The organism is Lysinibacillus sphaericus OT4b.31 (assembly GCF_000392615.1).
Taxonomy (GTDB): domain Bacteria; phylum Bacillota; class Bacilli; order Bacillales_A; family Planococcaceae; genus Lysinibacillus; species Lysinibacillus sphaericus_B.
The window spans coordinates 385,690-398,753 of sequence record NZ_KB933398.1 but is presented as its reverse complement, the minus strand read 5'-3'; the positions used below and the strand labels follow the sequence as shown (position 1 = coordinate 398,753).

Sequence of the window (13,064 nt, the reverse complement as noted above, 5' to 3'; positions counted from 1 at the left end):
AAAGTACAAACTTCTGCTTCTGAGTGTCTCATTAGCATCAGTTTGCACTACATCCTATTATTGTTTTACATACATTCTTGTGTAAACATTTCAATTAATAATTCAGAAGCAACTTTTTTTCCTTGTTCAACGCATTCAGGAATTGATATCCCTTCAAACGAACTTCCTGACAATTTGACTGTTGGGAAATGTTCGCTCAATTCTCGTTTCACACGTTCAATCTTTGCTTCATGTCCTACAGTATATTGCGGCATTGCATTTTTCCATCGGGAAACTACTGTTGTTACGGGTGTTCCATCGATACCGATTGTTTTTCTTAAATCATGTAAGACAGTCTTTTCAATCTCTGAATCGGAAAGTGCAACAATGGCTTCATCGCCAACACGTCCAATATAACTACGTAACAACACATAATCAGTTGGAGTAGTACTTGGCCATTTTCGATTGCTAAATGTACAGGAAGTTATTGAAAAATCACTATTTCGAGAGACAAAAAATGAAAGAGCATCCAAATCTCCAATCTGCTCTTTTTTAAAAGCCATAGTCACCGTAGCAATTGTTGCAGCCTTCATAGAGTTCAGTTCAGTTAATAGCTGGTGCTTATTAAACATTTTCTCTGTCACATTAAATGGTGTAGCAAGGATCACTCCATCTGCTTTAATTTGAGAGAAATTATTTAAAACAACTTGCACAGTCCCATCTTTACCATGTTCAATTCCCTCTACTTTGACACCTTTTAGAACTGTCCCTGGCAAGAGAGATTCTTCTATTTTTTCAATAAGTGTTTCCAGTCCATTCTCAAATGTTTGGAAAATCCCCTTATCTTTTGCAATGCGATTATTACTTAAAAAATTCGTACCTGCCTTTTTCATTCCGATAAGTAAACTGCGATACTTTTGCTCTAATTCATACAGCTGTGGAAATGTAGAATGCATGCTTAGTTGCTCAATATCACCAGCAAATGTTCCTGCTAGTAAAGGCTCTACTAGATTTTCTACAATCTCTGCTCCAAATCTTCTTCTAAAAAATTCTCCTAAAGGTTGGTCGTCATCCTGTGCAGATTTTGGGAGAACAAAGTCTCCCGCTGCACGAATTTTCCCGCTGAGTGAAAACAACCCTGATGTAATGAATGACGAGATATGTGGCGTTGCTCCAGACATTAGGCTGCTTGGAATAGGATATAATTGACTACCAACAGCTACGTAAGTTGGCCCTGAATTACTTGTGATTATCTGTTGTTCAATGCCTAAATCCTGTGCAAGTACATGAATATGATTTTCACGGTCAAAAAAGGATTCTGGTCCACGTTCAATGATGAAGCCATCTTTTTTTAGTGTTTGTATTTTCCCGCCAAGGCGCAATGACGACTCGACAAGTACGATATCTAAGGGCAATTCTTTTGCGCGCGCTTCCTTTTGCATATAGAACGCAGCTGTTAGGCCTGTAATGCCACCACCTACTACAACTACCTTTCGTCTTTTTTGAGTCACCAACATCATCACTTTCTTTTCGCTTAGCTTAGTTTTTTATGAATGGCGTCTACCATCGCATCTATAAATAATGGATGAGTGTTAGGCATAGCTGGACGGTAGTAGTTTGCTCCAAGCTCATTACATACAACTTTACATTCATAATCATTATCGTATAGAACTTCTAAATGTTCGGTAACGAAGCCAACAGGGGTATAAACAAATGAACGAAAACCTTTTTGCTCAAAAAGATCACGTGTTAAATCTTGCACGTCTGGACCAAACCAAGGCTCGGGCGTTTGTCCAGCTGATTGCCAACCAACCTCAACATTCTCCACACCAGTAGCTTCTTGAATCAGGCGAGCTGTTTCGATTAATTGGTCTTCGTATGGGTCACCCATTTCTTTAATTTTCGTAGGAAGTGAGTGGGCTGATACGATTAAGCATGCTTTTTCACGTTCTTCATTCGACATAGCATCAAACGTTTCATTTACTTTGTCCTTCCAATATTCAATAAATTTAGGCTCGTCATACCATGATTCCACAGATGTAATTGTTAATCGATTATCTGCCGCATCAGTTGCACGACCATTATATGATTTGATAGAGAATGTTGAGAAATGAGGTGCTAACACAATAGAAACCGCTTCTTTAATACCAGCTGCCACCATTTCCTCTATCGCATCTTCAATGAATGGATGGATATGTTTTAAACCAATAAATAGTTTGTATTCTACATCGTCTTGTACCTCGTTTAAACGTGCACATAAAGCTTCCGCCTGAGCTTTCGTAGCTGCAGCTAAAGGTGATAAACCACCGATCGCCACATAGCGACTACGTAAATCTTCTAAGTGCTCATCTGATGGTTTGCGGCCATGTCGAATATGCGTATAATAGGGTTCAATATCTTCTTCTTTGTAGGGTGTACCATATGCCATTACTAATAAGCCTCTAACTTCTTTCATTAACCTTTTCACCTCTAAATAATAGTTAAACTATCTTTTTTGTATGTTATTGAACATATTGTGACGAAAGCAAACAAGTGTTTCTCACGAACGTCTAAAAACTAGAAGACTGCCTAATAAGATTTGTTCGTACTTATTGGGCAGCATTCTTTACTTAATAACGTGCTTGAATTTGTTGTGCACTGTATTCATGAATAAGTGTTGTTAAGCGTTTTAGCACATCTGGATCAACCTCTGGAAACACACCGTGACCTAAGTTGAAAATATGACCTGGAACCTCTAGACCTTGATCGATAATATCTTTCGTCCGTTTTTCAATTACAGACCAGTCAGCAAGTAATAATGATGGGTCTAAGTTTCCTTGTACTGGTTTTGTAATGCCTTTTGCACGCGCTTCTTTAATTGGTAAACGCCAATCTAAACCAACAACATCAATCGGAAGATCATGCCACTCTTTTACTAAATGACTTGCACCGACACCGAATTGAATAAGTGGCACATTTTCTTTTTTTAACTCGCCAAAAATGCGTGTCATGACAGGTTTAATAAACACGCGATAATCTTCGACACTTAAAGCCCCAACCCATGAGTCAAACACTTGAATCGCTTTGGCACCCGCTTCAACTTGAGCTGAAACATCAGCGATAATCATATCTGCTAGTTTGTCCATTAAAGCAAACCATGCTTGTGGTTCTGATACCATAAATGATTTTGTTTTATTATAGTTTTTAGAAGGCCCACCTTCAATCATATAGCTTGCTAGCGTGAAAGGCGCTCCTGCAAAGCAAATGAGTGGTACATTCAGTTGTTCTTCTGTTAGTAATTTTATCGTTTCTAACACAAATGGAGTATGTTCCTTCGCATTGAATTCACCAAGTTTTTCTACATCAGCAACTGTACGTATAGGATTAGAAATAACGGGACCTACGCCTGCTTTGATTTTCACATCAATGCCGATACCAGGTAGTGGTGTAACGATATCTTTATATAAAATAGCTGCGTCTACATTGTAATTATCCACCGGCAATTTTGTAACGTAAGCACACAGCTCTGGTTGATGTGTAATTTCTTCTAAAGAATACTTTTCTTTAATCGCACGATATTCTGGTTGAGAGCGTCCTGCTTGGCGCATATACCAGACCGGTGTATGTTGTGTTCTTTCTCCTCGTGCAGCACGAAGAAGTGTATCGTTAAATGTTGTCATGAATATTTCCTTCCCCTCGATATAATTTAATCCGTAAAATTCTCTTGTTTATTCCATTATTATTGATATCCGTTTTCAATAGTAAACGCTTCCTTTGATATTGTATAGTTTTCCTAGAGAAATGTCATAAAATTGTTCTTTCTGGTGTCTTCTTTTTTGACAAAGCGTTAGAGTTGCACTTAAATGGAGATAATCACGCTATTATGAACATTCATAAGGAGGACAAATTTATGTATATTTATTTAACTTCTGGTACGTCTGAATTTATGGAGCAGGTGAAAAATAAATATCAGAATGAGCCTATGATTCTAATACACGGAGATGGGAACTCGGTGCTCATACATGAAACTGAAGGTAAATCTGTCTTTGCCACACCACGTAAATTTGAAGTTTTAGATACTGTCAATAAATTAGAAGAACGTGGTTTTTTTGTCTTCAATAATATCCCTGTTACTGATGAAGGTCGTCCTGTATTTGAACATCGTTTTTTAAATCGTGCGCGAGCTATCGAGAATGAGCCTGGTTTCGTAGCCTTTCGTTTATTGCGTCCATTAAATGGCGATACCTATATCGTCATGACACAATGGAATGGCCCGCACTCATTTGAAGCATGGAAAAATTCCAAAGCCTATAAAACAGCGCACGCTGAGCGGGAAAAACCAACGGGCGTAGGCCAGCAAAATATTTTCTCTGCCGCTGCCTATGTTGCAACTTATAGCGTTGCTCCAACAGAAGAAGACGAAGCTTAATTTTAAAAAGGAGCATTCACATATGAAACAGAATTTACTTGAAAAAATCGATAATCATTTTGATGAAATGGTGGCTATTCGCCGCCATCTACATATGCATCCAGAACTTAGTTTTCACGAGCAAGAAACGGCAAATTACATTATTCAATTTTATGAAAAGCTCGGTGTCCCGGTTGAACCAAATGTCAGTGGCTTCGGACTCATTGCACGCATTAAAGGGAACAAACCAGGCAAAACAATTGCTTTACGCGCAGATTTTGATGCACTCCCTATTCAAGATGAAAAGGATGTGCCATACAAGTCAAAAGTTCCTGGTGTGATGCATGCTTGTGGTCATGATGGCCATACTGCCACATTATTAATCTTAGGTAAGCTACTTTGGGAAATGCGTGATGAATTAGCTGGTGAGTACGTGCTCATTCATCAGCATGCTGAAGAAGCTGATCCAGGAGGCGCAATCGGCATGGTACAAGCAGGTGCATTAAACGGTGTTGATGCCATTTTTGGTACACATTTATCATCTAATCATCCGACTGGCATGATTGGCTATCGTGTAGGACCTATGATGGCAGCTGTCGATAGTTTTGAAATGAAAATTCAAGGAAAAGGCGGGCATGGTGCTCACCCTCACCAAACGAAGGATGCCATTGTCATCGGTTCTCAGCTGGTTATGAATCTACAACAGCTTGTTGCACGCCGTGTTGCCCCAACTGAATCTGCGGTTCTCACGGTTGGCTCATTTGTTGCATCTAACGCCGACAATATCATCGCTGATACAGCCTATTTAAATGGGACTATCCGTACATTTGATAAGGGTATACGTGAAACAATGGAACGTGAGTTTAAACGTATTGTACAAGGCACAGAAATTGCTCATGACTGTACTATTGCACTAGATTACCGCCGTGGTTATCCGGCAATCGTTAACCATGAAAAGGAAACATTATTTGTAAGGGATGTCGCACAGGATATTTGTAAAGTTGTTGAAATTGAAGCAACAATGGGTGGTGAGGATTTTTCTTATTACTTAGAAGAAAAACCAGGTACATTCTTCTTCACTGGAGCCGAACCTGTTGAGTACGCGCCACATCATCATCCAAAGTTCGATGTCGATGAAAAAGGAATGCTCGTTGCAGCGAAGGTATTATTAACCGCCGCTCTAGAATATCAATCTGTGAAATAAAACAGGTAAAGCTCATTTTCTCCAATCATCTTGGAAAAAATGAGCTTTATTTTTTTAGAGCTAGGACCTGAGTGATAACTTGGGTTACACATGCGGTACTCCGTCCTACCCGAGCGGTAACTCAAGCCTCCAGAGCGTTCCCCTGTCTCAACTGAGTGAAACTATCAACGCTAGTTAAGATTTTGACATCTTCGTAGTCAATTCACTTACAACAAATACGATGATGAATGTCACATAGAACATTGGCTGTGCCACACCACTTAGGCCTACAATAATGGTCTGAGCAATCATCGCAAGGCGTACTACCTGTTTGACTGCTACATTACGTGCGTTCTCTGGCAATGGGTATAGCATGTCCATACGGAATTCTCCGCTTGATAATAAAGCCTGTTTTAACTGAATCGTTGTTGCAAAGCTTAATGCACCAGCAACTATCCACGTAACTATTGGAATATCTACAAAAGCAGCAATAACGGCAGAAATCACCGTTAATCGGAGCCATAAATAAAAATGATCGTCTGTGCGTATAAATGTACGGAACACCAAATACTTTTGGGTATTTCCCTTTGCATAAGGCACAAACTTATAAAGCCAATCCAACCAACCTCGACGTCGAATACTACCACGTAAATGCGGTACGTCCGTAAAGTAGTTAGCAAAGCGGTAGAAGCTCATCATACGATTTTGTTCTAACTTTACAAAATGTTCGTATGGCACAGGCACTCCTGCTGATTTTTTTCGGAACACCACGATATATGCACAACCAATTACAGCGGCAATAAAGGCAAGGATAGGCTTTGTCTGAAGTCCCATATACACGGTTACACCAAATATTACAGCACGTACGAGTCTATCCACCCATATAAATTGTCCACGTTCACTATATCGATAACGGAACTCTCCTTGTACACTGAAATACTTCAGTACGATAATAAGGAAAAATACCGTCCAAATTTCGAATGTCGTTAACTCTGTAACTGCTTTCAACAAAGGTATAGTCACAATATAAACAATCGCAACTATCCATACCTGTGACCAAAATGTCCATGCAAGTGCCTTGGTAAAATACTGCGACATTTTTGATTCTAATGGTAATAAGTATACTTGGTCTGGCTCACGTAATAATGTCGTCGGTCGACTAAATGCTAGTAAAACACCAATTATTAACGCAATTAACGGCTCTGCTGGAAAATCGGTTGCTATAATTTTCAGCCATTCACTATATTGATAGCCCCCTGCCCCAATAAGAAATACAAGTACAATTGCTATATGCCCTGTAAAAATAAATTGCATATATTTTTGCACTTCACCTATATAATGCATGAAGCGAGAGGACCAGACATCACGCAAGTTCTTCATGGTCCCGCTCCTTTGTCATCGCAATATATAGATCATCCAATGTAGCATGTGGCATCCCAAAAGCCTTACGTAAGTCCGCCATCGTTCCTTGTGCCCGCACACGTCCTTCATGCAATAAAATAATTCGGTCACAATGCTTTTCGGCAGTCGATAAAATATGCGTTGACATTAAAATCGAAGCGCCCTCTTTTTTCTTTTCGTCCATCTGATCAAGCAATGATTGAATACCCAGTGGATCTAAACCAACAAACGGCTCGTCAATTATATACAGACTCGGATTGACTAAAAAAGCACACATAATCATAACCTTTTGACGCATACCTTTTGAGAAATGGGATGGAAACCAATTGAGTCGTTTTTCCATACGAAATTCCTTTAACAAAACTTCAGAACGTGCTGCAAGTGAAGCCTCATCTAAACCATAAGCCATCGCTGTTAACTGTAAATGCTCACGTAGCGTTAACTCATCATATAAAACAGGCGTTTCTGGAATATAAGAAAACGCCGTACGATACTTGTCCGTGTCTTCCTTTAACGTCACACCATTTAAACGAATGTCACCTTCTTTTGGCAACATTGTTCCGATAATATGCTTAATGGTTGTACTTTTACCTGCTCCATTTAAACCAATTAACCCAACAAGTTCCCCTTTTTCAATCGTAAATGATAACTCTTTAATAACAGGCTTTCTTGTATAACCACCTGTCACTTGCTGTACGTTTAATACCGACATGCCCTCACTCCTCTTCTTGTTTTTATTTTATCAAAAATTAGCAAATGATTCAGTTATGAGTATGATAGAATAAAATTACATATATAAATAAGGGGGATTTACGAATGAGCGATTGCCTATTTTGCAAAATTATTGACGGATCAATTCCGAGTACTAAAGTTTATGAAGACGACCATGTATATGCCTTCGCAGACATTGCACCTGTAGCAAAAGGTCACACACTATTAATTCCAAAGCAGCACTGCCAAGATCTTTTCGAAATGCCAGAAGATGTAGCACGTAATCTATATGCAGCTGCACCAAAAGTGGCTAATGCCATTAAAGCAGCATTTAATCCAATTGGTATGAATACCATAAACAACAACGGAACTGCTGCTGGACAAACTGTTTTTCACTACCACTTACATTTTATTCCGCGTTACGACGAAAAAGAAGGCTTAGGCTTAAATTGGCAAACACAAAAATATACACTTGAACAATTAGCTGATGTGGCAGAAAGCATTAAAGCCCATCTTTAGTTTTCTTTATCCGTATATGATTACAGATGGACTATTATTAATGCCACCCGCAATTTTTTTGACACTTAGAAAGCCCTTAGAAACGCTCTGAGGGCTTTTTTATATTTAACTAAGGGTTTAAAAAAATGGCTTGTTCAACTAATGGATAATAACAACTAAAGTCTATTCCCAAAATGAACTTCCAAGAGAGAAACTACTGGAAGAAACTTTGATGGTTAGGAACTTGTTTTTTGCGATAATCCTTATTTCGTCGTCATACACTAGTTGATGGGAGCACAGGCGGTGACCTCTGCGGGAATTGCATGAGCGAAAAGGCCCCGCGGAGCATAGCGACGAGGAGACTGAAGCCATACCCTGCCATAGCGGAAATCAACGGGTTCATATAGATACCTCTATTTTAAAAGAAAAGTCTGTTTAACGAACTCAATTTTTTGAGTTTTTCTACAGTCTAAGACGATCATTTTGATGGTCTTTTTTTATGCAGGATTTTATAAGTAATTAGCCCATAAATATGTGATTTAATTATCAGAATAGTATATTGCAAATTAATAATTTTTATCGTACAATCACAAATAAGTTTCGCTAACGGTCAAGAGGACACTTTAGGAAACAAATAGATTAGCATAGTCGAGGAGAGATTAGAAATGAATACAAAGAATTTAGTTTTAATGGCACTTTTAGTTGGTGTCGGTGCTGCACTTTATGTGGTCACACCAGGTATGGTAAACGGCATGAAGCCTGACTTCATGTTAACCATGATGTTTATCGGAATTTTATTGTTCCCTACAGTGAAAGAAACGTTTTTACTTTCTTTAGCTACAGGGGTGCTCTCTGGTTTATTTACAACATTTCCTGCAGGTTTAGTCCCTAACATTATTGATAAAGCAGTAACTGGCTTTGTCTTTTTGGCAGTCCTAATCGTGCTGAAAAAAGTGGTAAGCCATTTTGTAGGTTCAGCTGTTTTAGTTGGTTTAGGAACAATTTTATCGGGTACTGTATTTTTATCGGTTGCCCTTTTCGTGTTCAATGCTAACGTCGGTGCTACATTCGCAATGCTTTTTGTAGGTGTTGTGGTACCAGCCGTCGCATTTAACGTTGTTGCTTTTGTGATTATTTATCCAATCGTTGCGAAGTTAGTGAAACGTTCTAAATTTAACACAGCCATTTCTCAAGCTTAAATAGCAAAAGGGTTAAATGCTCCGCTCTCACTGTCAATGTAACTGTGAAAAGAGCATTTTAGCGTAGTCACTATTTAAAGAAGCTAAGCCGTGATGTAAAATCACTCGGTTAGCTTCTTTTTTCTTTTTGTCTATACGCATTTCATGGTTTAATAGAGGGTAAGATAACAAATATAGAAATGAGGGATTTAACATGAAAGCAAAACCATTTTTAATCGGACTAACAACTGGAATCGTAGGTGGCACCATCGCTGTACTTTTTTCAACACCTCAATCTGGACAACAATTACGGACTACATTACTGTCAAACGCTGATAATACAAAGGACAAGCTTCAAGATATAAAATACCAAGCCGGCAATGTTAAACAATCTGTAAACTCACTAACAAACGAAGCCAAAAATAATATACCTAAAATAATAAATGAATTAAAACAGTCCATCACTAAATTTACTGAAGAAATCGAACCTACTAAGAATAATCTACAACAAGAAATAGAATCGTTACAGAATTCAATTAGCGAAATCGAGAAAAATATTGCACAATTCACTGATAAAAAGAAAAAACCGCAAGAAATAAAGTAGGTCCAAAGTCTATAAATGATGATAAAAATTATTTTTTATTAATAAAAACTATGATTATATTATTACTTTTCAACCACATTTCAATTTTTTAATTTTTCTAACTTTAAACTTTTTTCCTTTATTGCTATAATATTTTTAAAATGCTAAAGAAAGCAGTAGGTGATGGCTTTGTCAGAGGAATTATACACTCAAAAAGAAGCGATGCTTTATAGTCAAAGAATTGCGCAATTATCAAAAGCCTTATGGAAAGCGGTTGAAAAAGATTGGCAGCAGTGGATTAAACCCTACGATTTAAACATTAACGAGCATCATATTTTATGGATCTCGTATCATTTAAAAGGAGCGTCCATATCTGACGTAGCCAAATTTGGAGTGATGCACGTTTCAACAGCATTTAACTTCTCAAAAAAATTGGAAGAGCGCGGATTCCTAAAGTTTTCGAAACGCGATGACGATAAACGTAATACTTACGTTGAACTAACAGAAACTGGTACAGAGCTGATAATCGAGATGAATAGCAATTATCATAATACGTATCACTCTGTTCTCGAGGGTTCGTTAGCACTAAAAGACTTATATGGTCGTTTCCCAGAATTTTTAGATGTTATGGCTGTCATTCGTAATATTTACGGTGAGGACTTCATCGATATTTTCGAGCGTTCATTCCAACACTTCCGTGATACCTTTGATACGATAGAACAACGGCCAACAGTAAAAGGATAAGGTGCACCTTCCATTAGCAAAGTTATGCCTTCGCTGTTTATTCGTTGATTGAACTGATCGTGCTTTTAGTGTTACGCACAAAATCATGCTAAAAGGAGGCATTTCAGAAACAATTCTGAGATACCTCCTTTTTCTTGCATTCTCGCAAAAATCAATTTACATTAAATAGGACCCTTCCTAATACCGGAGTTGATATTCAATGCATTGTTGGAAAATTTTAAATCTAGAACATCATTATGGGACTACACGAATTAGTATGTTGGCTGTGATTGTTTTTTTATCAACTTTTTCAGTATCCTATGTGACACTTAATTTATTTCATGATGAACAATTTACTGATCATTTGTTCTGGCTATTCATTATTGCCGTACTAGCACTTTATCCGATTCATAAATGTCTTCACTTTTTTGCTTTATTTGACTTACGCCAGCATCTCAAATTGCGCGTGCGTGTCCAATTTTATTTTATTCCTGTATTGCACATGCGTATTCGCGAACCTTTATCAAAAAACCGTTATATTTTAGCATTACTAACGCCGTTTATCGTACTAAATTCAATTATTCTGCTAGGTACTTTGCTATTACCTACCTATACGCATTACGGAACCTTACTTTTAGCGTATCATTGTAGTTTATGTTTAATTGATATACTTTACGTGAAATATTTATTAAATTCACCTAAAGATGCCCAAGTTGAAGAAACGCCTAAAGGCTATGAAATTTTAGTTCCACCAACAATTAACTAAATTGCTTGTACTTGTGTTCTATCGGCGTTTTTTGTTATGCTAGTAATACAGAAAGAGGGGAGGAATAGACTTGCTATTAATGATTGTAGTTCTATTCTCGGTATTCTATTTATTTCAAATCAACCGCATGACCTATGCACTTTGCATGCGACGTGAAATTCCCGAAGAAAACCAACCAAAAATATTCCGAACTATCAATATACTCATCACAATTTTACTTGTCTCATTTTATGTTGAAATTTTATTTGCAGTATAATGAAAAAGAAAAGTGCATCCGCGCCCGTCCGCACGCGCGGAGGTGATATCTAATTGGACCAATACTCTATTGGCCACATCCTCATGCGTGCGGCGCGAATGCCTAGACATTGATAAGAAAAGCTAAGGACTTGAAACCCTTAGCTTTTCGCCATTTTATTAATTAATATAGGAACGCTGCACCAACAATAATTAATAAAATAAAGAGCACAACTAATAAAGCAAAGCCTGAGCCGTAGCCACCGCCACCACCGTATCCTCCGTTGCTCATAACTTCACCCCCTTTCTTTTCTATATCCTATGCGCTTCGAATTTTGAAATATAGGCTATACTCAAGGGGGGAACCATTTTGTTTTTAAATCGTTTATGTTATAGTAAAAAATGGACGAAATGAAAGTTAGGAGAGAATATCCATTATGAAAAAGACTGTTTTATCTTTAACATTAGCTGCTTCTATTTTAGCCCTTGGTGCTTGTAGCGGAGCCGATGACAAAGCATTAGTTACTTCTAAAGTAGGCGATATTTCAGTAGCTGACTTTAACGAAAAAGCGAAAAGCTTAACGGGCTCATATGTTCTTCAACAAATGTTGACTGAAAAAGTATTAGCTGACAAATACGAAGTAACAGACAAAGAAATTAAAGAAGCTTATGACGCAACTTCATCTCAATTTGGTGATGGCTTTGCACAAGCACTTGCTGAAAGTGGCTTAACAGAAAGTGGCTTTAAAGATTCATTACGTGTTCAACTTCTTCAAGAAAAAGCATTGAAAGATCAAGCAATTAAAGAAGAAGACGTAAAAAAATATTATGAACAAATGAAAACAGAATTAAATGGTCGTCATATTCTAGTAGCTGATGAGAAAACAGCGAAAGAAGCTATTGAAAAAATTAAAGGCGGCGCTTCGTTTGCTGATGTGGCAAAAGAATACTCAACAGATACTGGTTCAGCAGCAAAAGGTGGCGAATTAGGTTGGTTCTCAGTTGGTACGATGGTAGATGAGTTCAACGATGCTGCTTATGCACTTGAATTAAATACATTAAGTGAGCCAGTTCAATCAAGCTTTGGTTACCACGTTATCGAAATTACGGACAAGCGTGATACGAAGGATATTGGCAAATTCGAAGACGAAGAAGAAAACATTCGTACAACAATGCTTGGTAAGTTGAACCAAACAGGCGAAGCACAAGTAATTCTAAAAGATATCATCGCAAAAATGGCGAAAGATGCTGGCGTCAAAACATCTGATAAAGATTTAAAACAATCACTAGAATTCTTCACAACGACAAGTGAAGATCAAGCAAAAGCTGCTGAAGAAGAAGCTAAAAAAGCTGCTGAAGAAGACAAAGCAGAAGGTAAAGCTGAAGATACTGAAAAAGAATCTAAATAGTGATTAATTTAC

Annotated in this window: 15 protein-coding genes; 9 read left to right on the top strand and 6 right to left on the bottom strand. The window is 37.8% G+C overall.

Annotation, left to right across the window (positions count from 1 at the left end; genetic code table 11):
* Positions 1 to 65: 65 nt before the first annotated feature.
* From hemY to hemE, 3 genes are all read right to left on the bottom strand, one after another.
* Positions 66 to 1,499 carry a protoporphyrinogen oxidase gene (gene hemY / locus H131_RS01885; protein WP_036129716.1) on the bottom strand — a complete coding sequence of 478 codons (1,434 nt, stop codon included), beginning with the start codon at positions 1,497 to 1,499 and terminating at the stop codon, positions 66 to 68.
* A gap of 14 nt (positions 1,500 to 1,513) precedes the next feature.
* Positions 1,514 to 2,434, bottom strand: a complete 921-nt coding sequence (gene hemH, locus H131_RS01880) for a ferrochelatase (RefSeq protein WP_010857349.1) — start codon at positions 2,432 to 2,434, stop codon at positions 1,514 to 1,516.
* A 154-nt stretch (positions 2,435 to 2,588) separates the two neighbouring features.
* Positions 2,589 to 3,638, bottom strand: coding sequence for a uroporphyrinogen decarboxylase (gene hemE, locus H131_RS01875; protein ID WP_010857348.1), 1,050 nt, complete (start codon positions 3,636 to 3,638; stop codon positions 2,589 to 2,591).
* Between the two features lie 230 nt (positions 3,639 to 3,868).
* Between hemE and H131_RS01870 the strand changes: the two genes are divergently transcribed.
* Both H131_RS01870 and H131_RS01865 read left to right on the top strand, forming a co-directional pair.
* Entirely contained in the window at positions 3,869 to 4,387 is a 519-nt protein-coding gene (locus tag H131_RS01870; RefSeq protein ID WP_010857347.1) for an antibiotic biosynthesis monooxygenase family protein, read from the top strand.
* A gap of 22 nt (positions 4,388 to 4,409) precedes the next feature.
* On the top strand, positions 4,410 to 5,570 hold the full coding sequence (locus H131_RS01865) for an amidohydrolase (RefSeq protein ID WP_010857346.1): 1,161 nt from the start codon (positions 4,410 to 4,412) through the stop codon (positions 5,568 to 5,570).
* A gap of 174 nt (positions 5,571 to 5,744) precedes the next feature.
* Here the strand turns inward: H131_RS01865 and H131_RS01860 are convergent, their stop codons facing one another.
* A complete protein-coding gene (locus H131_RS01860; protein WP_010857345.1) occupies positions 5,745 to 6,929 on the bottom strand; it encodes an ABC transporter permease in 1,185 nt (394 codons plus the stop codon).
* Entirely contained in the window at positions 6,913 to 7,662 is a 750-nt protein-coding gene (locus tag H131_RS01855) for an ABC transporter ATP-binding protein (protein ID WP_010857344.1), read from the bottom strand. Before H131_RS01855 ends, H131_RS01860 begins: the two co-directional genes overlap by 17 nt.
* Before the next feature lie 104 nt (positions 7,663 to 7,766).
* Between H131_RS01855 and H131_RS01850 the strand changes: the two genes are divergently transcribed.
* From H131_RS01850 to H131_RS01825, 6 genes are all read left to right on the top strand, one after another.
* A complete protein-coding gene (locus H131_RS01850; RefSeq protein ID WP_010857343.1) occupies positions 7,767 to 8,180 on the top strand; it encodes an HIT family protein in 414 nt (137 codons plus the stop codon).
* 644 nt (positions 8,181 to 8,824) lie between these two features.
* Positions 8,825 to 9,358 (top strand): tryptophan transporter, encoded by a 534-nt coding sequence (locus H131_RS01845; protein WP_010857342.1) that lies wholly within the window; start codon positions 8,825 to 8,827, stop codon positions 9,356 to 9,358.
* A 193-nt stretch (positions 9,359 to 9,551) separates the two neighbouring features.
* Positions 9,552 to 9,941: a YtxH domain-containing protein gene (locus H131_RS01840; RefSeq protein WP_010857341.1), complete on the top strand. Its 390-nt coding sequence runs from the start codon at positions 9,552 to 9,554 to the stop codon at positions 9,939 to 9,941.
* A 162-nt stretch (positions 9,942 to 10,103) separates the two neighbouring features.
* Positions 10,104 to 10,664 (top strand): HTH-type transcriptional regulator Hpr, encoded by a 561-nt coding sequence (locus tag H131_RS01835; protein ID WP_010857340.1) that lies wholly within the window; start codon positions 10,104 to 10,106, stop codon positions 10,662 to 10,664.
* Between the two features lie 199 nt (positions 10,665 to 10,863).
* Positions 10,864 to 11,409 carry a DUF3267 domain-containing protein gene (locus tag H131_RS01830; RefSeq protein WP_010857339.1) on the top strand — a complete coding sequence of 182 codons (546 nt, stop codon included), beginning with the start codon at positions 10,864 to 10,866 and terminating at the stop codon, positions 11,407 to 11,409.
* A gap of 70 nt (positions 11,410 to 11,479) precedes the next feature.
* On the top strand, positions 11,480 to 11,665 hold the full coding sequence (locus H131_RS01825) for a hypothetical protein (protein ID WP_010857338.1): 186 nt from the start codon (positions 11,480 to 11,482) through the stop codon (positions 11,663 to 11,665).
* A 162-nt stretch (positions 11,666 to 11,827) separates the two neighbouring features.
* Here the strand turns inward: H131_RS01825 and H131_RS23375 are convergent, their stop codons facing one another.
* Positions 11,828 to 11,935: a YjcZ family sporulation protein gene (locus H131_RS23375; protein ID WP_080647610.1), complete on the bottom strand. Its 108-nt coding sequence runs from the start codon at positions 11,933 to 11,935 to the stop codon at positions 11,828 to 11,830.
* Between the two features lie 145 nt (positions 11,936 to 12,080).
* On the opposite strand from H131_RS23375, the gene H131_RS01820 reads away from it, so the two are divergent.
* Positions 12,081 to 13,052 carry a peptidylprolyl isomerase gene (locus H131_RS01820; protein ID WP_010857337.1) on the top strand — a complete coding sequence of 324 codons (972 nt, stop codon included), beginning with the start codon at positions 12,081 to 12,083 and terminating at the stop codon, positions 13,050 to 13,052.
* Positions 13,053 to 13,064 lie beyond the last annotated feature (12 nt).